22 protein-coding genes are annotated in these 21429 nt (G+C 65.9%); 9 read left to right on the top strand and 13 right to left on the bottom strand.

The window, feature by feature from the left end; genetic code table 11:
- Positions 1–13 precede the first annotated feature (13 nt).
- The 5 genes from purE to HLH34_RS17575 all read left to right on the top strand — a co-directional run bounded on the left by purE (position 14) and on the right by HLH34_RS17575 (position 4512).
- A complete protein-coding gene (purE, locus tag HLH34_RS17595) occupies positions 14–550 on the top strand; it encodes a 5-(carboxyamino)imidazole ribonucleotide mutase (RefSeq protein WP_373318638.1) in 537 nt (178 codons plus the stop codon).
- Positions 547–1689 carry a 5-(carboxyamino)imidazole ribonucleotide synthase gene (locus HLH34_RS17590; protein ID WP_183120867.1) on the top strand — a complete coding sequence of 381 codons (1143 nt, stop codon included), beginning with the start codon at positions 547–549 and terminating at the stop codon, positions 1687–1689. The genes purE and HLH34_RS17590 overlap by 4 nt, the downstream gene beginning before the upstream one ends.
- 104 nt (positions 1690–1793) lie before the next feature.
- Positions 1794–2651: a formyltetrahydrofolate deformylase gene (gene purU, locus HLH34_RS17585; protein WP_240161445.1), complete on the top strand. Its 858-nt coding sequence runs from the start codon at positions 1794–1796 to the stop codon at positions 2649–2651.
- On the top strand, positions 2648–3583 hold the full coding sequence (locus HLH34_RS17580; RefSeq protein ID WP_373318639.1) for a bifunctional 5,10-methylenetetrahydrofolate dehydrogenase/5,10-methenyltetrahydrofolate cyclohydrolase: 936 nt from the start codon (positions 2648–2650) through the stop codon (positions 3581–3583). The genes purU and HLH34_RS17580 overlap by 4 nt, the downstream gene beginning before the upstream one ends.
- An 8-nt stretch (positions 3584–3591) precedes the next feature.
- The gene (locus HLH34_RS17575; RefSeq protein ID WP_220792243.1) at positions 3592–4512 is read left to right on the top strand and encodes a glycosyltransferase; all 921 of its coding nucleotides are present in this window, start codon (positions 3592–3594) and stop codon (positions 4510–4512) included.
- A 27-nt stretch (positions 4513–4539) separates the two neighbouring features.
- On the opposite strand, the gene HLH34_RS17570 is transcribed toward HLH34_RS17575, so the two are convergent.
- Positions 4540–6630: a putative bifunctional diguanylate cyclase/phosphodiesterase gene (locus HLH34_RS17570; protein WP_240161434.1), complete on the bottom strand. Its 2091-nt coding sequence runs from the start codon at positions 6628–6630 to the stop codon at positions 4540–4542.
- Positions 6631–6842: 212 nt separating this feature from the next.
- On the bottom strand, positions 6843–7790 hold the full coding sequence (locus HLH34_RS17565; protein ID WP_240161435.1) for a helix-turn-helix domain-containing protein: 948 nt from the start codon (positions 7788–7790) through the stop codon (positions 6843–6845).
- 215 nt (positions 7791–8005) lie between these two features.
- Between HLH34_RS17565 and HLH34_RS17560 the strand changes: the two genes are divergently transcribed.
- The 4 genes from HLH34_RS17560 to HLH34_RS17545 all read left to right on the top strand — a co-directional run bounded on the left by HLH34_RS17560 (position 8006) and on the right by HLH34_RS17545 (position 12069).
- Positions 8006–8971: a thiamine pyrophosphate-dependent dehydrogenase E1 component subunit alpha gene (locus tag HLH34_RS17560; protein ID WP_183120863.1), complete on the top strand. Its 966-nt coding sequence runs from the start codon at positions 8006–8008 to the stop codon at positions 8969–8971.
- A gap of 34 nt (positions 8972–9005) precedes the next feature.
- On the top strand, positions 9006–10034 hold the full coding sequence (locus HLH34_RS17555) for an alpha-ketoacid dehydrogenase subunit beta (RefSeq protein ID WP_183120862.1): 1029 nt from the start codon (positions 9006–9008) through the stop codon (positions 10032–10034).
- Positions 10035–10037: 3 nt separating this feature from the next.
- Positions 10038–11159, top strand: coding sequence for an acetoin dehydrogenase dihydrolipoyllysine-residue acetyltransferase subunit (locus HLH34_RS17550; RefSeq protein WP_183120861.1), 1122 nt, complete (start codon positions 10038–10040; stop codon positions 11157–11159).
- A 148-nt stretch (positions 11160–11307) separates the two neighbouring features.
- Complete coding sequence (locus HLH34_RS17545; protein WP_183120860.1) at positions 11308–12069, top strand: VOC family protein; 762 nt, start codon at positions 11308–11310, stop codon at positions 12067–12069.
- A gap of 12 nt (positions 12070–12081) precedes the next feature.
- Here HLH34_RS17545 and HLH34_RS17540 read toward each other — a convergent pair whose 3' ends face one another.
- Genes HLH34_RS17540 through HLH34_RS17490 form a run of 11 tightly spaced genes read right to left on the bottom strand, consistent with a single transcriptional unit; the run spans position 12082 to position 21415 of the window.
- Positions 12082–12396: a hypothetical protein gene (locus HLH34_RS17540; RefSeq protein WP_183120859.1), complete on the bottom strand. Its 315-nt coding sequence runs from the start codon at positions 12394–12396 to the stop codon at positions 12082–12084.
- A gap of 10 nt (positions 12397–12406) precedes the next feature.
- Positions 12407–13546, bottom strand: a complete 1140-nt coding sequence (locus tag HLH34_RS17535; RefSeq protein WP_183120858.1) for a mannosyltransferase family protein — start codon at positions 13544–13546, stop codon at positions 12407–12409.
- Positions 13543–13956: a TadE family protein gene (locus HLH34_RS17530; protein ID WP_204737050.1), complete on the bottom strand. Its 414-nt coding sequence runs from the start codon at positions 13954–13956 to the stop codon at positions 13543–13545. Before HLH34_RS17530 ends, HLH34_RS17535 begins: the two co-directional genes overlap by 4 nt.
- Positions 13953–14432 (bottom strand): TadE/TadG family type IV pilus assembly protein, encoded by a 480-nt coding sequence (locus HLH34_RS17525; protein ID WP_264784479.1) that lies wholly within the window; start codon positions 14430–14432, stop codon positions 13953–13955. Before HLH34_RS17525 ends, HLH34_RS17530 begins: the two co-directional genes overlap by 4 nt.
- 26 nt (positions 14433–14458) lie before the next feature.
- On the bottom strand, positions 14459–15754 hold the full coding sequence (locus HLH34_RS17520; protein ID WP_183120856.1) for a pilus assembly protein TadG-related protein: 1296 nt from the start codon (positions 15752–15754) through the stop codon (positions 14459–14461).
- Positions 15723–16472, bottom strand: a complete 750-nt coding sequence (locus tag HLH34_RS17515) for a tetratricopeptide repeat protein (RefSeq protein ID WP_183120855.1) — start codon at positions 16470–16472, stop codon at positions 15723–15725. Before HLH34_RS17515 ends, HLH34_RS17520 begins: the two co-directional genes overlap by 32 nt.
- A 40-nt stretch (positions 16473–16512) precedes the next feature.
- Positions 16513–17460: a type II secretion system F family protein gene (locus HLH34_RS17510; protein ID WP_183120854.1), complete on the bottom strand. Its 948-nt coding sequence runs from the start codon at positions 17458–17460 to the stop codon at positions 16513–16515.
- The gene (locus HLH34_RS17505) at positions 17457–18425 is read right to left on the bottom strand and encodes a type II secretion system F family protein (RefSeq protein WP_183120853.1); all 969 of its coding nucleotides are present in this window, start codon (positions 18423–18425) and stop codon (positions 17457–17459) included. Before HLH34_RS17505 ends, HLH34_RS17510 begins: the two co-directional genes overlap by 4 nt.
- Positions 18426–18449: 24 nt before the next feature.
- Entirely contained in the window at positions 18450–19886 is a 1437-nt protein-coding gene (locus HLH34_RS17500) for a CpaF family protein (RefSeq protein WP_183120852.1), read from the bottom strand.
- The gene (locus HLH34_RS17495; protein WP_183120851.1) at positions 19883–21067 is read right to left on the bottom strand and encodes an AAA family ATPase; all 1185 of its coding nucleotides are present in this window, start codon (positions 21065–21067) and stop codon (positions 19883–19885) included. The genes HLH34_RS17500 and HLH34_RS17495 overlap by 4 nt, the downstream gene beginning before the upstream one ends.
- A 48-nt stretch (positions 21068–21115) precedes the next feature.
- Positions 21116–21415, bottom strand: coding sequence for a hypothetical protein (locus HLH34_RS17490; protein ID WP_183120850.1), 300 nt, complete (start codon positions 21413–21415; stop codon positions 21116–21118).
- Positions 21416–21429: the final 14 nt, after the last annotated feature.

Below are 21429 nucleotides of genomic sequence, written 5' to 3'. Positions count from 1 at the left end.
AAAGCCTTCCTGCGTGAGCGATACGCCCCCCCTTCCCGAGATCGAGGACACCCTTCCCGTCGCCACAGGCGCCATACGGGTCGGCATCATCATGGGCAGCCAGTCCGACTGGGACACGATGCGCCATGCCGTCGCCGTGCTGGACGCCCTGGCCATCATGCACGAGGTGCGGATCGTCTCGGCCCACCGCACGCCCGACCGGCTGGCCGACTATGCCCGCACCGCCGCCGGGCGGGGCCTTTCGGTCATCATCGCCGGGGCCGGCGGGGCGGCCCATCTGCCTGGCATGTGCGCGGCCTGGACCATCCTGCCGGTGCTGGGGGTGCCGGTGGAATCCCACGCGCTGAAGGGCATGGACAGCCTTCTGTCCATCGTGCAGATGCCCGGCGGGGTGCCGGTGGGCACGCTGGCGATCGGCCGCGCGGGCGCGACCAACGCGGCCCTTCTGGCGGCGTCCATCCTGGCGCTCGGCGATCGCGACCTGTCGGCGCGGCTTGCGACCTGGCGCGCGATGCAGACGGCCGCGGTCGCGGATGTTCCCACCCGATGACCGCGCCCCTCACCTCCGCCCTGCCCCCCAATGCCGTCCTGGGCATCGTGGGCGGGGGACAGCTTGGCCGGATGTCGGCGATGGCCGCCGCCCGCCTGGGCTTCCGGGCCCATATCCTGACCAACGAACCCGACGGCCCGGCGGCGCAGGTCGCCCATGCCATCACCGTCGGCGCCTATGACGACCCCGACGTGCTGCGCCGCTTCGCCGCCGCGGTCGATGTCGTGACGTTCGAGTTCGAGAATATCAGCGCGGACGGGCTGGAGCTTCTGTCCGGCCTGCGCACCGTGCGCCCGTCGGGCCATATCCTGCGCATCAGCCAGGATCGCGTCGCCGAGAAGCGCTTCCTGGAAGGCGCCGGCGTGCCGGTCGCGCCCTGGCATGCCGTCGATACCCGGCAGGATCTGGACGATGCCGCCCAGACCCTGGGACTGCCCTTCATCCTGAAGACGACCCGCCTGGGCTATGACGGCAAGGGCCAGCGGCGGGTCCACACGGCCGAGGATCTGGCGGGTGCCTTCGACGTGCTGGCCCCCCACCCCCTGGTCGCCGAGAAGATGATCGACTTCGCCTGCGAGGTCAGCGTCATGGTCGCGCGCGGCGTCGACGGCACGACGGTGACCTTCGACGTGACGGAAAATCGCCACCGCGACGGCATCCTCGACCTCAGCCTGGCACCTGCCCGCATCCCGCCCGACGTGGCGGCGCAGGCATGCGACGTGGCGGTGCGGGTGGCCACGGCGCTGGATCTGATCGGCCTGCTGGGGGTAGAAATGTTCATCGACCGGGACGGCGCTATCCTGGTCAACGAAATCGCGCCCCGGCCGCACAATTCCGGCCACTGGACGATGGATGCCTGCCCGGTCGACCAGTTCGCCATGCATGTCCGCGCCGTCACCGGCCTGCCCCTGCCGCCGGCCATCCGCCATTCCGACGCGGTGATGAAGAACCTGGTCGGGCCGGACGACATGGCGCAATGGCCGTCGATCGTGGCGACGCCCGGGTTGCTGCCACACCATTACGGCAAGGCGGAAGCCCGGCCGGGCCGCAAGATGGGGCATGTCAACGTGCTGTTCCCCCATGGCGGACTGCCGGGCGAATTCGGGGTCGAGGCGGCGCTGGGCCCGCTGGCGCGATAGGAAAAATCATGCGGTCCGTCTCCCGCGCCGCCTGAACGAAAGTCACGACAATGACCGAGACCGTCCTGGTCCCCCGTTCCGCCCCCGTTGCAGCCAGCGACAGCATGATGTCCTGCACCGTGACGCTGAGCTGCCCGAATCGTCCCGGCATCGTGGCCGCCATCTGCCAGAATTTGTTCGAACTCGGCGCCAACATCACCGAGGCGCAGCAGTTCGACGACACCGAAAGCCGCCATTTCTTCATGCGGGTGGTGTTCGACATCCAGCCGGGCGGCGCGGACCTGGCCCGGCTGCGGCATGATTTTGCCATCCTGGCCGAACGGTTCGGGATGGACTGGACGCTGAAGGACAACCGGACGCAGACGAAAGTGCTGCTGATGGTGTCGAAATTCGACCATTGCCTGGTGGACCTGCTGTACCGATGGCGGATCGGGGAACTGGCGATCGAACCGGTGGGCATTATCGCGAACCATCCGCGCGAGGTGTATGCCAACCTCGATTTCGGCACGATTCCGTTCCATTACCTGCCGGTGACCGCGGCGACCAAGGCGGCGCAGGAGGCCGAAATCCTGCGACTGGTCGAGGCGACCGGGGCCGATCTGGTGGTGCTGGCCCGCTATATGCAGATCCTCTCGAACGAACTGTCGTCCAACCTGTCCGGCCGCTGCATCAACATCCATCATTCCTTCCTGCCGGGGTTCAAGGGCGCGCGCCCCTATCACCAGGCCTTTGCCCGCGGCGTGAAGCTGATCGGCGCCACCGCGCACTACGTGACCAGCGACCTCGACGAAGGCCCGATCATCGAACAGGACGTCGAGCGGATTTCCCACGCCGACAGTCCCGACGACCTGATCCGCAAGGGACGCGACATCGAACGCCGCGTCCTGGCCCGTGCCGTCCGGTATCATGTCGAGCAGCGCGCCATCATGAACGGACACAAGACCATCGTGTTCAGCCCGTGACGGAACGGATATCGACAATGCTCCTTACGAACCACGCCCCATCACCGACCGCGCAACTGATCGACGGCAAGGCCTTCGCGGCCGGCCTGGTCGCCGAAATCGCGGTCGACGTGGCCGCCATGGTCGCGGCCCACGGCATCCGGCCCGGCCTGGCCGTCGTGCTGGTCGGCGACGACCCGGCCAGCGCCATCTATGTCCGCAGCAAGATCCGCAAGACCGAGGCCGCCGGCATGGCCTCGTTCGCACACCGGCTGCCGGCCTCGGCCAGCCGGCAGGACGTGCTGGCCGTGATCGACGCCCTGAACCGCGATCCGGCGGTGCACGGCATCCTGGTCCAGCTTCCGCTGCCGCCGCAGATCGACGCCACCACCGTGCTGGACGCCATCGACCCGTCAAAGGACGTGGACGGGTTCCACATCGTCAATGCCGGCAAGCTGGCCAACGGCCGGACCGACGGCATGGTGCCCTGCACGCCGCTGGGTTGCCTGATGCTGCTGAAGGCGGAACTGGGGTCGCTGGCGGGGTTGCATGCCGTCATCATCGGGTGCTCCAACATCGTCGGCAAGCCGATGGCGCGCCTGCTGCTGCGCGAGAAATGCACCGTGGTGCTGACCCATCAGAAAACGCAGGACGTCGCCGCGGAAGCCCGGCGCGCCGACATCGTGGTCGTGGCCGCCGGCAGGCCGGGCCTGGTGCGCCGCGACTGGATCAAGCCCGGTGCCACGGTCATCGACGTCGGCATCAACCGCATCCAGACCGCCGACGGTCCGAAGATCGTGGGCGATGTCGCCTTCGACGAAGTCAGCGCCGTCGCCGGCCGCATCACCCCCGTACCCGGCGGGATCGGCCCGATGACCATCGCCTGCCTGCTGCGCAACACGGTGGAGGCCGCACGCGAGCATATCGGCCGTATGCCCCGTTCGGCCGCCTGACACCCATTATGACAGCCCCGGGGCAGAGCACGACATCCATGGCGATCGCCGCCCTGATCGTGACCTGCAACCGGCTGGACAAGCTGAAGGCCTGCTGGGCCGCCTCGGTGCGGGTGGGGTTCGAACGCATCGTCATCGTCGACAACGCCTCGGACGACGGAACCGGCGCGTGGCTTGCAACCCTGGACGATCCCCGGCTGCACGTCCTGAGCCTTCCCGGCAATATCGGTGGTGCCGGCGGCTTCCGGCAGGGCGCACGCTATCTTGCCGGACAGCGCGACATCGACTGGGTGGTCTTCTATGACGACGACGCCGCCCCGCCCCCCGACCTGATCGAACGCTTCGCCTCCGTCCAGGCCACCCCATGGCGGGCCTATTGCTGCAAGGTGGTCGACGGGCGCGGCGTCCCCTGCCGGATGAACCTGCCCTACGTCACCCTGCCGCAAAGCACGCTGGGGGATATCCTGGCCCCGTTCGTCGGCCGGCGTCCCCGGCTGGATCCGTCGCACGCCAGCACGGTCGGCAGTTTCTCGTTCGTGGGGTTGATCCTGGACAACGACGTCCTGCGCCCGACCTGCGACGCCATAGACGACAGCCTGTTCCTGTATTTCGACGATCTGTATTATGCCTACGACCTGACGCGGCAGGGGATCAGGATCCGTTATTCGCCCGAAATCGTCTTCACGCATGACGTTCCGGCCGCGCCGGGGGCCCTGCCGCCGTGGAAGATCTATTATCTGGTCCGTAACCTGATCCTGTCGCGCAGGCGTTTCAGTTCGAGGCCCCCGTACTCGATCCCGTCCATCGTGCTGCGGATCGCGCGCTACGCACTGACCGCCATCCGGCAGACGCCGCGCGGGACCGCCCTGCGCTATCTGTATCGCGGCGTCCGGGACGGCGTGCAGGGCCACACGGGCAAACGTCACTAAAGAGGGGGCGGGCCTCTCCCCGGCCTTTCAGGACGCGTTCAACAAGGCATGGATCATGTCCGCCGGGCCGGGGCGCGCCAGGAAGAAGCCCTGCACTTCGGCGCACCCGACCTCCCTGAGCCAGGAGAGCTGTTCGGCGGTCTCGACCCCTTCGGCGGTTGTGGGAATATCCATGCTGCGCGCCAGTCCCGTGATCGCCTGGATGATGCCGCGCGCCCGCTTCGTCGACGAATCGTTGATGAAACTGCGATCAATCTTGATCTTCTGGAAGTTGAACGACCCCAGATAGCCCAGCGACGAATAGCCCACCCCGAAGTCGTCGAGCACGACGCTGCACCCCATGGCGCTGAGTGCCGCCAGTATCTTCTTGTTGGCCGAATCATTGTTCAAGAGAACGTTTTCGGTGATCTCGATTTCCAGACGCTGCGCCGGAAAGCCGGTCTCGGCGAGGACGGAGGCGACGCGCAGGGCCAGCTTGGGATCGCGGAACTGGACTGGCGATACATTGACCGCGAGCTTCATCTGCCCCGGCCAGGCCGCCGCCTCGCGGCAGGCCGCGCGCAGCACCCATTCCCCCAATTCGTGAATGGCGCCGCATTCCTCCGCAAGCCCTATGAATTCGTCGGGCGCGACAAGCCCCCGACCCGGATGGCGCCACCTGACCAGTGCCTCGCATCCACAGATCGCATTGTCCGCAGCCCGGTACATGGGCTGGAAATGCAGCAGGAGGCCCTCCGTCGCAATCGCGTTGCGCAATTCGCGCTCGTTCCTCACGCGGCTCTGAAGCTCGTCATAGAGTTCGGCGGTGAACGCCTGGAATTTGTTGCGCCCACGATTTTTCGCGCGGTAAAGCGCCATGTCGGCATATTGCAACAGGGTTTCGGACCTGGCGGCATCGACGGGGAAGCACGCCGAACCGATGGAGGCGCCGATGACCACATGCTGCCCGTCGATCACATAGGGCAGGCTGAGTGTTTCGACGATGCCGTTTGCGCGTCGAGCCAACTCGTCCGGAGCGGGCGCCGAGGACCAGATGATGGCGAACTCGTCCCCCCCAAGGCGGGCGATCAGTTCGCCCTCGCGGCTGACGCTGCGCAGCCGCTGGGCGACCAGCCGCAGCAGATGGTCCCCCATCGCATGGCCGTAGACGTCGTTGACCGCCTTGAAATAATCCAGATCGATGATCAGCAGTGTCCCGCTACCGCCCGGCGCGCACATTCTGGCCAGAACAAGCCCGAACAGCGAACGATTGGCGAGGCCCGTCAGGGCGTCGCAATGCGCCAGACGCTCGATACGCGCCTGCGCCTGCCGATTGCCCGTGACATCCTCGATAACGCAAAGCGACCACAGGGCGGCCCCGGTTTCGTCCGCAATATCGGTCTGCCGCGTGACGAAATGGCGCTCGTTTCCGTCCTGGTCCTGTATGGTCTGTTCGTCCTCCGAGCCGGACGCCCCATCGCCACGCACCAGGCACGCCACCCCTTCCTCGGCCGGGAAGATCTCGCCCAGTTCCCTGCCCAGCATGTCGGCACGCGCCAGGCCGAGAATTTTTTCCGCGGCGCGATTGACGACCGCCAGGCGCCGATCCTGCGCCGACATGACGATCACGGCGGACGGGATATTCTGGACCACCGTATCGATGAACAGTTTGTCGCGGGAAATTCTGTCGTTGGCGGCCTGGAGCTGCTCCGTCACCTGCCGCAGCGCGTCGGCACTGCGCTGGGCATGGGCGTGTGCCGCCCTGACCAGATCGAGGATCGAGCCTACCCCGCTATATTTCCCGTTTTCGGTGACGATGAAGCCGTTCTGCATCTCAGAGGGGCGGATCGAGAGCGTATCCGCCATAAAATCGGCCAGTGCGACCGATGCTTCCACAACCATTGGCCTGGCGTCCATGAGCAAGGAGACCGGCCTGCCCGCAAACAGCGCATGGCCGAATTTTCCGGCGATACGCAGGAAGAACATTTCCCGTTCGATCAGCCCTACCGCGCCTCCGGCGTCATCGACGACGGGAACGAGCGTGAGATCCGGCGCATTCTGAAACAGTTCGAGAATGACCGCTCCGCGCGTCTCGGGCGCGCAGGCGGGAACATAGGTGGCCAGACTTCTCATCAGCATTGTAGGCTGACGCTCCGGCGGGAGATGACTCCAGCATTGAACTCGGCCGGGAAAGTAACCCGGCACACGCGCGACTTACGCATCGACCCTCCTTACAGGACCTGCATTTATCCCATAAGAAAGAATATCGTCGCCGCAAACTATTAATTTGTCGTGAAAGTAAGCACTGCGGTCTTTCGGCGAATTCTGCCGCTATCGCGCCCGATCTCTTCTCACGATTCCGCATCCGCCAGCGCCAGGGCACGGATCTTGCGGTGCAGGGTCGAACGGCTGATCCCCAGGCCGCGCGCCGCGACCGTGACATTGCCGCGCGAGGTCGTCAGCGCTGCCTGGATGACCGCCTTTTCGGCGGTCCGGAATCCTGGCGCCTCGGCGGATCGCGCGCTTTCCGTCAGGCAGAAACTCAGCGGGTCCCCCGGCGGAAGCCCCAGCCGCAATCGCGCTGCATGCGTTGCCCCGACCACCCGCCGATCGTCGTCCAGTGCCAGCATCGGCGCGGAACTGCCCTCACCATCACCCATCGTGACGATGGTGTGCCCGCGGTACAGATCCATGAAACAACGGGATTCGATCCTCCGGGCAGAATCGGTGATCGCCATCCGGATCAGCGCGGACTCCCGCCCGTCGGAATCGGGGCGGATGCAACTGGCGTCCAGCGCACCGGCCAGACGTCCCAGCGCGTCATGGACCGGAACGGCGGTGCAGGTCAGGTAGCGCAGGCCTACGCGCCAGTGCTGGTTCATATGCACCGTTACCGCCCGCCCTTCGGCCAGGCAGGTGCCGATGCCGTTCGTGCCTTCGTTCTGCTCGCTCCAGATCGCGCCGGGCCATAAATGCCAGCGTCGGCATCCCCGTTCGGTCGCCATGGCGGTTCGGCGCGTCAGGACCACTCCGGCCGGATCGGCCAGCAGTACCGCGTACTCCAGCCCGCCCACAATCCCGTGCAGCCGGTCCAGTTCAGGGTCGGCAAAGCGCAGCAGCGGGCCGGCCTCCTCGCAGGACCGGCGCAGTTCCACGCTCGTCAGCAGGTCCGTCAGGCCCGGACGCGAGGGGTCGAGCGCATAATCGCCGCATCGCCGCCATGAGGCGTCAAGGATGGCGCCGCCGCCATCGCCGATAGCCGGCACCGCTCCGGCAAACGCGCTGTAAGAATGTGTCATCCGCTTCGTCCAGACGGTCATGCCGACAGGCGCCAGCCTAGCCGGACCACCCTGTCGCAGTCCCGCGACACTTCATGCCGCTGCCGTCACATATACGTGAAATGAATAACAGGCATTCTTCTCTTGTGTCCCTTTCGGGCGTTTTCTTCCGGGGAGGGGAAGCGCGACGGCGGGGCCGGACCGATTCCCCGCAATAAAAACAAGGAAGATTTCCAATGCAGATTGCAAGGGAAACGCTGCTCCGTTCGTACCGCGCGATGCGGACCATCCGCGATTTCGAGGAACGGTTGCATGTCGAATTCGCCACGGGTGAGATCCCGGGCTTTGTTCATCTCTATTGCGGCGAGGAAGCCTCGGGCGTCGGGGTCTGCGCCAACCTGACCGACCAGGACACCATTGCCAGCACCCATCGCGGACATGGCCATTGCATCGCCAAGGGGGTCGAGGTCGCGGGCATGATGGCCGAGATCTACGGCCGCCGTACGGGCGTCTGCCAGGGCAAGGGCGGGTCGATGCACATCGCCGACCTGTCGCGGGGCATGCTGGGCGCCAACGGCATCGTCGGCGGCGGGCCGCCGCTGATCTGCGGGGCCGCGCTGTCACACAAGACGCTGAAGAACGGCGCGGTCGCCGTCGCGTTCTACGGGGACGGCGCGTCGAACGAAGGCAGCACGCTGGAAAGCCTCAACCTGGCGACCGTCTGGCGCCTTCCCGCGGTCTTCGTGCTGGAAGACAACGGATATGGCGAGGCCACCGGCGCGTCCTATGCCTGCGCGGGATCGCAGAAGGCCCGGGCCGAGGGGTTCGGGATGCCGTACCTGGAATGCGACGGCACGGACTTCTTCGCCGTCCACCAGGCGGCGGGCGAGGCCATCGCCCATGCCCGCGCGGGTAACGGGCCGGCGATGCTGCATGTCCGCCTGGCCCGCTGGTACGGACATTTCGAGGGCGACGCCATGACCTATCGCGCCTCCGGCGAGGTCGCCGCGGCCCGCGCGGACCACGACTGCCTGACGATCTTCCGCACGCGCGTCACCCAGGCGGGACTGCTGGACGGCACCGAACTGGACGATATCGACAGTGCCGTCCGCGACGAGATCGAAAGCGCTGTGATCGCCGCCAAGCAGGCCCCCCTGCCCGAAGCTGCCGATCTGCTGGCCGACGTCTATGTCCGGTACTGATCGCGCCTGACCCAGAACGCAGGAATCAAGAAAAATGAGCAAGAAAAGCTTTCGGCAGGCCATCAACGAAGCCCTGCGGCAGGAAATGCGCCGCGACCCGCGTGTGATCGTGATGGGCGAGGACGTGGCGGGCGGACACGGCGGCACCTCCGGCACCGTCGACGCCTGGGGCGGCGTCCTGGGCGTCACCAAGGGGCTGCTGACCGAATTCGGCGAAGACCGGGTCCTGGACACCCCGATTACCGAGGCATCCTATATCGGTGCGGCGGCGGGCGCCGCCGCGACCGGCCTGCGCCCGGTCGCCGAACTGATGTTTGTCGATTTCGTCGGCTGTTGCCTGGACCAGATCATGAACCAGGCGGCCAAGTTCCGCTACATGTTCGGCGGCAAGGCCCGCACGCCCCTGGTGATCCGGGCAATGTTCGGCGCGGGCTTCAACGCCGCCGCCCAGCACAGCCAGGCGCTCTATCCCCTGTTCACCCACATCCCGGGGCTGAAGGTCGTGGTGCCTTCCTCCCCTTACGAGGCCAAGGGTCTGCTGATCGAGGCGATCCGTGACGATGACCCGGTCATCTTCCTGGAACACAAGGTCATGTACGACGACGAGGAAGAGGTCCCCGACGAGGCCTATACCATCCCGTTCGGCGAAGCCAACCTGACCCGCGAGGGCGATGACCTGACGATCGTGGCCTTCGGCCGGATGGTGAAACTGGCGAACGAGGCCGCCGACCGTCTGGAACGGCAGGGCATCAGCTGTACCGTCATCGACCCGCGCACGACGTCACCGCTGGATACCGACACCATCCTCGATTGCGTCGCCGATACCGGGCGCCTGGTGATCGTCGATGAATCCAGCCCGCGCTGCAACATGGCGGCCGACGTCTCGGCCCTGGTGGCCGAATATGCGTTCGATGCCCTGAAGGCCCCGATCCGCCGCGTCATGCCGCCCCATACCCCGGTGCCGTTCGCCTCGGTCCTGGAAAATCTGTACCTGCCCAGCGTCGAAAAGATCGAGGCGGCGGTGAAAGCCGCCATGGGTCATCGCGTGCCGGAGATCGCCTGAGCCATGAACGCATCCATTACCCCCATCACCATGCCCAAGTTCGGGCTGGCCATGACCGAGGGCAAGCTGGCCGGGTGGATGGTCCGCCCCGGCAGCCGGGTCAAGGCCGGCGACGATCTGGCCGACATCGAAACCAGCAAGATCACCAATGCCTATGAGAGCCCGGGCGCGGGCATACTGCGCCAGGTGGCGTCGGACGGCGAAACTCTGCCGGTGGGCGCCCTGATCGGCGTTCTGGCGGAGGACGACGTGTCCGACGCCGACATCGATGCCTTCATCGCCCGCTTCACCGCCGAATTCGCAACCGATGACGCGGACGCGCAGGATGCCGCCGCCGCCGAGCCCACGGTGATCGACGTGAAGGGACGCGCCCTGCGCGTCCTCGACCTGGGGCACGGGGACGCCACGCCCGTCCTGCTGATCCATGGTTTCGGCGGCGACCTGACGAACTGGATGTTCAATCACGCGGCCTTGGCGGAGGGGCGGCGGGTCGTCGCGTTCGACCTGCCCGGACATGGCGGGTCGGCGAAGGATGTCGGCGACGGCAGCCCCGCGTTCCTCGCGGGCGTCGCCATCGATCTGCTCGACCATCTGGGCATCGGCAAGGCTCACCTGGTGGCCCATTCGCTGGGCGGCGCGATTGCGCTGGCCCTGGCCGGGCAGGCGCCGGACAAGGTGGCCTCGCTGGCGCTGATTGCCCCGGCCGGCCTGGGGCCGGAGATCAACATGGATTTCATCAACGGGTTCATCACGGCCGATCGCCAGAAGACGATCCAGCCGGTGCTGGGCTACCTGGTCCATGACAAATCGCTGATCGGCCGCAAGATGGCGGACGACATCCTGCGCTACAAGCGCCTCGACGGAGCAGTGTCCGCCCTGATGCAGATCGCCGCCACCTGCTTCCCCGACGGACGGCAGGCCGACGACCTGCGCCCGGTCCTGGAACGCGGTGACGTCCGGGCGCTGATCCTGTGGGGCGAGGACGACGAAATCCTGCCCGTGCGGCAATCCGGCGGCCTGCCGCCGGCCGTGACCGTCGACATCCTGCCCGGTGTCGGACATATGCCGCAGATGGAACGGGCGGCCGATATCAATCGGACGATCGGCACGTTCGTGGCGCAATAGCACCGGCGCCTGCACTATGGACAAGGGGGCCGGGGGCGGAAACGTTTCCGGCCTCCGGCCCTGCCCCACTTGATCCCCGGCCCGTCGGCCCACATGTGCGTCGAGACTTGCCGCCGGCACGCTCGCCGACGGCCCCGGGAGGGATCAAATGTCCGCGCTGCCTCTCTCCATTTCCTCCCGGTCCCGATCGCCGGGGGCTTTCGTCTGGTACGAGCTGACGACAACGGATGCCGAGGCGGCAACCCGGTTCTACCAGGCGGTACTCGGCTGGGGGGCTCGGGATGTGGGCCTGCCCGACATGCGCTACGTGCTGCTGACTGCCGGCGATACGATGGTCGGCGGCATGATGGAGTTGCCGCAGGACCGCGATTGCGTCATCGCGGCCCCGCCGGGCTGGATCGGTTATGTCGCCGTTGACGATATCGACACAATGATTGGCCGTATCGACGGCAGCGGCGGAACGGTCCATCGCCCCGCCATCGACATTCCCGATATCGGCCGCTTCGCGATTGTCGGCGACCCTCAGGGTGCGGTGTTTGCGCTGTTCCAGGGCATGTCCTCGCCCCCACCGGGCCCGACGGGATGGCATGAATTGCACACTCTCGACCCGGAAGGCGCATTCCCGTTTTATGCCAGCCTGTTCGGCTGGACGAAGACCGATGGCACCGGCCAATTCTTCACGACGGGCGGCAACGCAGCGGACGGCATCCTGCGCCGGATCGATCCGCCGGCCCTGCCCTTCTGGCTCCACCATTTCGACGTTTCCGATAGCGATGCCGCCGTCGAGACAATACGGAACGCCGGCGGCCGGATCCTGCATGGTCCCCGGCAGATCCCGGACGGCCGCTGGATCGTTCAGGGCCAGGACCCGCAGGACATCCCGTTCGCGGTGGTGAGTCCTCTGGGATAACCGGCCTGGCTTTCAGAACGCGTCCGCGCCGTTTTCCACATCCAGCGTCGTGCCGGTATCGGGCTTTCTCGCCTTGCGGGCAGCAGCCGTTTCCAGCGGACAGGGCGGCGGCAGCATGCCGTCCTGATCTGCCGACCAGGATGGCGACATGGGGCCCGAGGCCGGCCGGTGTCCGGACAACTCCAGGTAGCGGTTACAACTTATCCGATGCTCGATCAGAAATAGACGATACGTCGCATCGACATGCGGCCGAAAGGCGGTCCAGACCGCCCATGCATCGATCCCTCCCGCGCACAGACAGGCCGCGACCAGTGCGAGCACGCGCATACCGGCCCGATCATGTGAGAAGATCATAACCGTAAAACCAGTTTCTCAGAAGAATATAATCGATGCACAATCCAAGTATCAAAGCAGTATATCTGATGATTGGCGACGATCTGTCGATGACGGTCAAAATCAGCATAAGGCAGAACGGATTGGCAAAAATAAAACGATGGACCGAAAAGAGGCCCACGCTTGTCGCAAGCCCGAAAGTCAGAAGCAGAATCGTACTTTCAAGATACCACCCGATATAAAATCCATATAAAATAACGGAAAAAGCCAGCAAATCCAGAGCTGTAACGACCCAGAGGCCCTTATGGGTCATGCCGTACCAAAGCCAGGTCGTCGGCAGGTGAGCGGTGTGTCGCCAGGCATATTGAATATGCGAGAATGCCAGCCCGTCCCCTGTCAGCCGATCAAGATAAAGAATGAAGGCCGCCAGCCCGATCGCCCCGACGGCAATGATGGCAGCACCTTCCAGAAACCGCACCCCCACCTGGCGCACCGGTCTTCCCCCGCCCGGTTCCCACGCGGAGAACATGCGGTACAGGCCGATCGCAACCACGCAGACCAGGCCTGTGGGGCGGGTGGCGCACAGACCTGCCGCCAACGTGCAGGCCACGCCGATGTACCCCACACGCGCGGCGTAGGCGCACCCAACCAGCAGAACGCCATAGAGCGTTTCGGTATAGGGAAAACGGTACCAGATCGCCGTCGGAAAGACCATGAACAGGATGGTCCAGTAGGCAGCGTGATCGGCGACATATCCCTGCCGACGAACATAGGAAAGACTGACCAACGCCAGGACCGGCAACAGCACGACGCTGATCAGCATGCCGGATTCATGGCCTGACATGCCGGTCATGTAGGATACCAGGCGCAGCAGAAGCGGATACGCCGGAAAAAACGCCCAATCGGCGAACCCCGCCTCAAGCCCATCCAGAATGGGATGAAGATCGTAGCCCTTTGCCGCAATCCGTTCGTACCAGAAACAATCCCAACGACACAGGGCGCGCGGCACACTGCCGAACGGCCGGGCTACCATGCACAACCCGGCAATACTCAGCGCATAGGCGGCAAGAATCGAAAACACGGGAAAACGCCGCAGCAAGAGCACGGCATCCCTGAGGCGGCCGGCCGCCGAAAATCTGGTCATGACGCGACCGGATAGCACGCCGAGACCTGAAGCGTCATGCCGGAAAGCGGGGGCGGAAGACCGGCCCAATATCCCGAATCGATCTGCACCATGACGAATTTACCCGATGTCGTCGTGAACCCATGACATTGGCTGGGGGTCGTGACCGAAATGTGCGACACCGCCCCGGACAATCCCCATTCGCCGGCCTGCGCCGCTGCAAAGCCCGAAGGATCGGCGCAGGCTCCCAACGCATCGCACCGCGCCGTCAGATCCGCCGTCAATTGCAGGGCGTTGCGCGTCCACCATAGCAACCCCAACTCGATCATCCCCAGCAGCATGGCGATGAACACCGACGCGACAATGGCGAATTCCAGTGCCGCGGCCCCCCTTCCGCCACGACCGCACCGGCGGTGGCCGCGCATGCTCATTGCAGCCGGACCGTCACGGTGTCGCCCAGCGTCGTCTGCGCCAGCAGACCGTAAACCGGCAGAAGCGGCGCATACTGGTACATGGCGGAAATCGTCATATAAAGGCCCGGCTTTTGCCCGTCCGCGCAGGTGCTTCCCGACGGTCCCGACGTCAGGACCGTAGCATGCGACGCCTGCCCCGCTCCGGACGATACGCAATATGTCGTGGGCGGCGAGACCGTAACGGTCAGGTTCGTCAGGCTGCTGGCGGCGCGCACCGCATTCCCGACATCCACCACGGACACCGAGGCATTGTTGCCCGTCTCATTCTGTTCGACGGCAAAGGCATAATTGGCGCCGCTTTCGACCGCCGACGCAATGACGATCCGGTCCCATAACGCAAAGGGAAAATCGCTCAATCCCGCCGTTATCAGCAGCAACATAGGCGCCATCAGGGCAAATTCGACGGCTGCCACCCCATCCCGCCCCCGGTACATACCGCAGATCGGATGCCGCGGAACTCTCATTGCACCAGTCGCGCGACGCCGGGCATGTCGTAGATCGGCTGCATACCCGTCGCCTGACAATTCGTGTCGTAAAAATTTCCTCCGCCGTTGAACGTCACATCGGCCGCCACGACCAGCAGGCACGTCCCTGTCGTGGAGTTGCCTCCATTAACGATCAGATTCGCGTCCGGCATATAGATCGCGCCCGTCAGGCGGACCAAGGATCCGCCATTCAACTGGTAGGCCGACGATGTCGATCCGAACAGCAATCCCGCCGTCGGGCCGGATGTCGGCGCGCTCAGGCTGATGTCCGCCGTTCCATTGATATTTATATTGCCGCTGGTAATGAAAGTAACACCGGTCCCGGACGCCGACACATTGCCATTTATGTTCAAATCCCCACTGATGTAATACACCCCCGGATTGAAAACATAGGGGCCGCCACTCAGGGAAAAGGAGGAGTACGCCTTGCCGGTCGGGGGCGGATCCAACGTCATCTGTCCGTTTGCGACGGAGACCGTCTGACTGGGAACCGTCAGTTGGCCGCCATACCGGTCGGCGTAGGGATCGGGCATGGGTGCCGTGCCCTGTATGCAGGTTACCGATCCACACGTCCCGTTGCCGTTCTGGGTGACGATCGTGCTCGCCACGATATTCGCGACGTTGATGTCCGGTTGACCGTTGATGAGGAGCGAGCCATTCGTGCGGAGGTCGCAGCCCGGCATCTGGATCGAGGCGCTGCCGTTGACGATCGTAGTGTATCCGTTGCTGTTCAGTGCCAATACACAGGCCTGCCCCCCATTCGTACGCTGCACCAGCGTGGCGACCGCCGTGGCCGAGACGGGCTGGGTCGCCGTCGGCAGGAAGAACCCCGTGAACAGGCGCGGCACGGCCTGCGTCACCGACACCGTGACGGTGGACGGCGCGACGAACGTCATCGTCGCCGTATAGGGTCCGTAATCGTCGGTCAGGGTCGTCGTTCCATTCCCGCCCCGCGTGCCGGCGGGCAGGCCGTTCAGTTCGGCCACGGTGGCCGCGACGCCCAGGGCGTCGGACGCGGCGTTGGTGGCGCCATAGCGGACCACGCCGGCCTGGGCCGCGACATCGGCCATCCGCTGCAACGTGGTGCGCGTCATCGCCCAGTAGCTAACGTCGATCCCCAGCCCCAGGATGCCGATCAGCACCGGGAACGCCAGCGCGGCCAGCAGCATCACCGCGCCGCGTCGCGCGCCCCGCACGCCGCGTGGGCGGTCCCTTCCGTCGGGCGATGCCCCCACGGGGCTACGGGCCGGTCGCGGGGGGCGTGTCCGCATCCCCCGGGTCCCGCGCGGCCATGTAGGCCGCCAGGGCCTGCGAGACCTGATGGGGGGTAAGGTCCGCCGACAGGATCCGCGCGGCCTCGGCCCGGTCTCCCCCCATGGCCAGCACCGCCGCCAGATCGTGGCGCAGCTTGCTGGTGGCATTGCTGTCACTGCCGTAGGGCCGCATCAGGTGCTCGGCCTCCGCCATGCGTCCGCTCATGGCCAGCGACAGCGCCAGATTGACCTGGGCGCCGGTCATTTCCGGATCCGCGGCAAGGGCGCGGCGATAGGCCGATTGCGCCTCGGCATGCCGCCGCAGCAGATCGCGCGCCACCCCCAGGTCGTTCAGGGCCGCGGCATTGCGCGGCTCCCGCCTGACGGCTTCCAGAAACTGGATTTCGGCATCCGCCGGATTGCTGGCCAGCAGGCAGCGGCCCAGGCCGATCCATGCACCCACCGGTCGCTGGGTGCGGCTCAGCACCGCGCGATAGCTCCATTCGGCCTGTCCCAGGCGCCCCAGCGCGGTCAGCGCGTCGCCCTGCACCAGAAGGGCCTGCGCGTTGTAGGGGTCGTTGGCCAGCAGGCTGGCCGCCGCCCGCAGGGCAATCTGCGGCGCACCACCCCGCAGGGCGGCTTGGGCGACCTCGACGCTCCCGCCCGCCTCGCCCCCTTTTCCGGCGGCGCAGGCGGACAGAAGCAGGCCCAGAATCAGCAGGATTGTCGGTTTCATGAATTTCCCGATTCTGTCGCCGGTCGTTTTCAACCGGCGATCAGTGATGATGTACGAAGGCGCGCATGACCTGTATCGCCGCCGGACCACCGGCGATCAGGAACACGCACGGCATGATGAAAAGAAGGGTCGGCAACGTCAGCAGGACGCCCAGCCGCGCTGCCCCGGCTTCGTATCGCGTCAGCATCTCGTGCCGAAGTTCCACCGACAATGCGCGCAGCGCATCGGTGATCGGCGTGCCATATTGCTGGGTCTGCAACAGCGTGGCCGCCAGGCGCTTGAAACCATCCAGGCCCGAACGGGATCCCAGATTGCTCAACACCAGGCGGGTGTCGGCAATGATGCCCAGTTCGTTGGCCGTACGCGTGAACTCGCCGGCGACGGCCGGGTTGGCGTGTTCCAGTTCCACGCCCACCTGCACGATGGCGGGCCCCAGCCCGACACCGGCCTGCGTGCAGATCACCATCACATCCAGCGCATCCGGCAACCCGGCCTCGAGTTGCTTGAGGTAGGCGTTGCGCCACGCCCGCAGCACGTAATCGGGCAGCAGCAGCCCGACAATGGCCACGCCGGCCGGAAGGACACGCAGAACAAGCGGAGAGATGGACGAAAACACCCGTGGCAGCAGCACGATCGCCAGTACGGGCAATATCGTCGCCAGCAGGATCTTGGCGCCGATGAACAGGCTGACGGCGTTCGTCCCCTGCACGCCGGTCGAGGCAAGGGATTCCCGCAGTTCCGCCAGCGTTCCCGTCGACAGCAGGCCCCGCTTGACGATCCATTGCCCGATCCCCGCCACAGCGCGGATGGACGTGGCCTGGAATTCCTTTATCCCCGCTGTCGGCGCGACCCTGCCGTCGGGATCGTGCAGCAGGCGCACCCGCTCCTGAAAACGCCGCCGCCGTTCCAGGACGACCATCCCCGCCACCGCTGTCGTCATGACCAGCATCAGGGACACGAACCCGCCGGCAAGAAGGACCCGGTTCATGACAGCGTCCTGCGGATGATGGTCCGCATCGCCAGGACCCCGCAGCACAGCGACGCGCACGCCCCGCCCAGGATGGCACGGCCCATGGGATCGACGAACAGCAGGTCGATATAGGCGGGGTTCATGAGCCAGAGCATCAGTCCCAGCGCCACCGGAAGGCCGCCCAGCACCATGGCGCTGGCCCGTGCCTCGGACGACAGGGCATGCCCCCGGGCCTTCAACGCCAGGCGCTTGCGAATGACGTCCGCCAGTCCGATCAACGTCCCGCTGAGCGAACCGCCGGTCTGCGCCTGCAATGCCAGCGCCGTGGCGAAGAAACGGTATTCCGCAAGGTTCGAGCGGGTCGCCATCTCGCGCAGACTGTCCTCCATCGGCACGCCGATCGACACCTGTTCGATCATGCGTGCGAATTCAGGCCCCGTCGGGTCGGATGCCTCGCGCGCCACGGATCGCATCGCTTCCATGACGGGAATGCCCACCCCGACCGACCGGACGATCATCGCCAGCGCATCGGGAAACTGCTGCAACTGGTTGTCCCGGCGCTTTTCCAGCATCCAGCCGAAAACCGCCCGGCATGCCATGATCCAGCCCCCGACGAAGGCAGGAAAGGTCAGGAGTCCCAGGAAGCCCGAGATCAGGGTGCTCAGAAACCCGACCACGACGAACAGGCACGCAACGATCATCCACCACGGCGCCGGATACTGATCGGTGCGGACGACGTCGATGCCCAACAGTGCGGCCAGCGTCGCCATCAGGGGGCGTCGTGCGCGCACCATGGGCTTGAAGGCCGAAAGTTCAATCTGCACGACCGGACGGAACGGCGCCGAAACCGCCTTCAGCCGCGCATCACGGCGTCGCCGCTGGTCCTGCATGCGCGACACCAGCACGCCGCTGACGACCATGCCGGCCAGGGACAGGCACGACAGGGCCAGCAGCACCAGCAACAGGGGCGTGCCCACCATCATGGTCCCGTCCTCATGGCCCCACCGTCATGGCATGGTCGCCTGTTCCAGCGCCATGTGCCACTCGCGCTCCAGTCCGAAATAGGCCAGTCGCGATTGGCTGGCCGGCGGCACCCGGGTCACCTTGTACCGCCCGATCAGGCGTCCATCCGGTCCCTCGCCCTGGATTTCGAAGCGGAAGATATCGTTCAGGGTGATGATCTCCCCTTCCATGCCGCAGACTTCGGTCACCTGGGTGATCCGCCGCCCGCCATCGCGCTGCCGTTCCACCTGGATGATCAGGTCTATCGCACCGACGATCTGGGTTCGGATGGCGCGTGACGGCAGGCCCATGTTTCCCATCTGGACCATGTTCTCGACCCGCGTCAGCGCATCGCGCGTCGAATTGGCATGGACGGTCGACATGCTGCCGTCATGGCCCGTGTTCATGGCCTGAAGCATGTCGAAGGCCTCCGAGCCGCGACATTCGCCGATGATGATCCTGTCGGGACGCATGCGCAGCGCGTTGCGCATCAGGTCGCGCTGGGCGATTTCGCCTCGTCCTTCCAGATTGGCCGGGCGCGTTTCCAGCCGCACGACATGCGGCTGCTGCAGTTGAAGTTCGGCCGCGTCCTCGACGGTGATCACGCGCTCGCCCGCATCGATCAGGCGCGACAGGGCATTCAGCAATGTCGTCTTGCCCGACCCGGTGCCGCCGGAGATGATGATGTTCAGCCGGGCCTTCGCCGCGATTTCCAGCAGGCGGGCCACTGGCGGCGTCAAGGCGCCGAATTCGATCAACCTGGCAAAATCTATGGCTTTCTTGCCAAATTTCCGAATCGACAGGTACGGTCCGTCCAGCGCCAGCGGCGGAAAGACGATATTGACGCGCGATCCGTCCTTCAGTCGCGCATCGGCCATGGGGCTCGATTCGTCGATACGGCGGCCGACCGCCGAGGCGATTCTCTGGCAGACCCCGGCCAGGTGGGCCACGTCCCGAAACCGCACCCCGGACAGCACCAGCCTGCCGCCATTTTCGATGAACACCTTGTCGGGACCGTTCACCATGATTTCGCTGATGGAATCGTTTTCCAGCAGGGGCTCCAGCGGCCCCAGCCCCAGCATGTCGAAGACCAGTTCCTCGGCCAGGGCGCGTTGCTCACGACTGTTGAGCTGGATCCGCCGTTCGGTGGCGATTTCCGAAATCAGGCGCTCCATGTCGGCACGCAGGCGATCGGCCGGCATCACCGCCACCGCCGCCGGGTCCAGCCGGTCCAGGCAGCTCGAACGCAGTTCCGCGATGGTGGACGCAGGCACGCTGGATGCGGCGGCCATTTCCACCAGTGCGACCGCAGGCGGAGCCGCCGGGATCGACGGCGCCAGAATCGGCACCGCCGCCGGTGCCGAAATCGCTTCGTCCAGAACGACGTCGGGGACGTCGATATCCCCTGTCCGGCGTCCGAAGATCCGGCCCCGCATGGTCATGACTGCCTCCCAAAGGAAAACCACTTCGGCTTCGTGGCGCCGGCCGCCACCGTGGCGTCGGCCGAGGCAACGTCCAGCAATCCGACGGCGTCGACCTGGCGCGCCAGATCCATTATCGCGTTGCGAAATGCACCGCGCGCCGCCGCGGCCGGCTCGCCCAGCGTGGCCGCATTTCCCACCTGGCGCGGCAGATCGGGAATCACCATGTCCACGTGCGTTTTCAGCGCCTCCTCCACCTGCTGACGGGTCAGGGTGCCGGGTCGTCCCAGCCGGTTCAGGACCAGAACCGGCCGGTGCTTCTGCGCGGGCCCCACCGGCAGGTCCAGCAGGCGCAGCGCCTCGCGCACCGAGGCCAGGGTCGGCTCCAGCACGAAGACCCGCTGATGCACCTGCAGCAGCAGATCCCGGTTGAATGCATTCGATACGAACGGCACGTCCGCGACGATGAAATTGTACCGATTCCGCAAGACCCGCAGCAAAGCGTCCACCGCCCCCGGCGCGTAAGCAAGCTCGGTCATGAAATCGAGCTGGTCGGACAGAACATGCAGCCTGTCCGCCGCCGGGCTCGCCGCCCGTTCGGCCAGCAGCACATCGATCCGATCGGGGGATTCCAGCGCCTGCCGCAGGCCGGACCCGACACGCGCGTCCAGCAGGAAGGCCGCAAGTCCGCGATACAGGTCGGGATCCAGCAGGACGGTATGCCGATGCATGACCACCCCGAACAACCACGCCAGATTCACCGCCACCGTGGTGGCGCCGACGCCGCCCCGGACCCCGGTCACCGTCACGCTACGGCCGCCCATGTCCGCCTCGGGGGCCTGCCCCAGGATCAGCGGCCCGAATTGCCGCGCCAGCTTTTCACGGGTCAGGGGCCGGGGCAGATATTCCGCCACCCCCAGGCCCCGCGTCACCTCCCGATAGAAATCCGCACTGTCCAGGGCCCCGATCAGCAGGACCGAAACATCCGGCTCCACCACGCGGGCCAGGTCCCTCAGGGCGCTGATCGGATGGTCCTCGCCCGCGATATCCACCAGCAGGACCCGCGGCGTGTTCTGCTTCTGCAATGCTGTCGTGGCGGTCCGCACATTGCCGCGCCGAAGGTCGAAATCGGGTCCGGCGAACTCCGTCAGCCCATCGCGGACCAGCGCCTCGGTCGCGGCATCGGCGACGAAGCCGAGCATATGCGCCCTGTCATGACGCGCGCTCCCTCCTCCATCACCCGCCATCGTTCAGTACCCCGTCCCGCCTGAGCCGCCCGATCCCCCCGAACCGCTGACGCCCGAGGCAATGCCGCTGGTGGAGGGCATGGCCTTGGGTCGGTCCGCCCGCAGTCGTTCCACGGCCAGGACCGGCGCCTGGGCATCGGCCATTCCGCTGTCATGCCCGCGCTCCAGGTCACGCGGATCGGCCACCATCGCCGCGAGATTGGCCGCGTTCGCCCCGGTCGGATGCCAGGCATAGGGCTTGTGATACGGATCCATCTCGGTACAGCCTGCCAGGGCCAGAAGGCACAGGAGGGAACGAGGCACGGAGCGGCGGACAT

The sequence above is a fragment of the Gluconacetobacter azotocaptans genome, assembly GCF_014174355.1.
GTDB classification, from domain to species: domain Bacteria; phylum Pseudomonadota; class Alphaproteobacteria; order Acetobacterales; family Acetobacteraceae; genus Gluconacetobacter; species Gluconacetobacter azotocaptans.
The sequence above is the reverse complement of the archived record's forward strand: the minus strand, read 5'-3'. Positions and strand labels throughout refer to the sequence as shown.

Bases quoted from the DNA above. Each gene is read 5' to 3' on its own strand.
- HLH34_RS17590 (WP_183120867.1), top strand. From the start codon at position 547: ATGACCGCGCCCCTCACCTCCGCCCTGCCCCCCAATGCCGTCCTGGGC.
- purU (WP_240161445.1), top strand. From the start codon at position 1,794: ATGATGTCCTGCACCGTGACGCTGAGCTGCCCGAATCGTCCCGGCATC.
- HLH34_RS17575 (WP_220792243.1), top strand. From the start codon at position 3,592: ATGACAGCCCCGGGGCAGAGCACGACATCCATGGCGATCGCCGCCCTG.
- HLH34_RS17570 (WP_240161434.1), bottom strand. From the start codon at position 6,630: ATGCTGATGAGAAGTCTGGCCACCTATGTTCCCGCCTGCGCGCCCGAG.
- HLH34_RS17565 (WP_240161435.1), bottom strand. From the start codon at position 7,790: ATGACACATTCTTACAGCGCGTTTGCCGGAGCGGTGCCGGCTATCGGC.
- HLH34_RS17560 (WP_183120863.1), top strand. From the start codon at position 8,006: ATGCAGATTGCAAGGGAAACGCTGCTCCGTTCGTACCGCGCGATGCGG.
- HLH34_RS17555 (WP_183120862.1), top strand. From the start codon at position 9,006: ATGAGCAAGAAAAGCTTTCGGCAGGCCATCAACGAAGCCCTGCGGCAG.
- HLH34_RS17550 (WP_183120861.1), top strand. From the start codon at position 10,038: ATGAACGCATCCATTACCCCCATCACCATGCCCAAGTTCGGGCTGGCC.
- HLH34_RS17545 (WP_183120860.1), top strand. From the start codon at position 11,308: ATGTCCGCGCTGCCTCTCTCCATTTCCTCCCGGTCCCGATCGCCGGGG.
- HLH34_RS17540 (WP_183120859.1), bottom strand. From the start codon at position 12,396: ATGCGCGTGCTCGCACTGGTCGCGGCCTGTCTGTGCGCGGGAGGGATC.
- HLH34_RS17535 (WP_183120858.1), bottom strand. From the start codon at position 13,546: ATGACCAGATTTTCGGCGGCCGGCCGCCTCAGGGATGCCGTGCTCTTG.
- HLH34_RS17530 (WP_204737050.1), bottom strand. From the start codon at position 13,956: ATGAGCATGCGCGGCCACCGCCGGTGCGGTCGTGGCGGAAGGGGGGCC.
- HLH34_RS17525 (WP_264784479.1), bottom strand. From the start codon at position 14,432: ATGTACCGGGGGCGGGATGGGGTGGCAGCCGTCGAATTTGCCCTGATG.
- HLH34_RS17520 (WP_183120856.1), bottom strand. From the start codon at position 15,754: ATGCGGACACGCCCCCCGCGACCGGCCCGTAGCCCCGTGGGGGCATCG.
- HLH34_RS17515 (WP_183120855.1), bottom strand. From the start codon at position 16,472: ATGAAACCGACAATCCTGCTGATTCTGGGCCTGCTTCTGTCCGCCTGC.
- HLH34_RS17510 (WP_183120854.1), bottom strand. From the start codon at position 17,460: ATGAACCGGGTCCTTCTTGCCGGCGGGTTCGTGTCCCTGATGCTGGTC.
- HLH34_RS17505 (WP_183120853.1), bottom strand. From the start codon at position 18,425: ATGATGGTGGGCACGCCCCTGTTGCTGGTGCTGCTGGCCCTGTCGTGC.
- HLH34_RS17500 (WP_183120852.1), bottom strand. From the start codon at position 19,886: ATGACCATGCGGGGCCGGATCTTCGGACGCCGGACAGGGGATATCGAC.
- HLH34_RS17495 (WP_183120851.1), bottom strand. From the start codon at position 21,067: ATGCTCGGCTTCGTCGCCGATGCCGCGACCGAGGCGCTGGTCCGCGAT.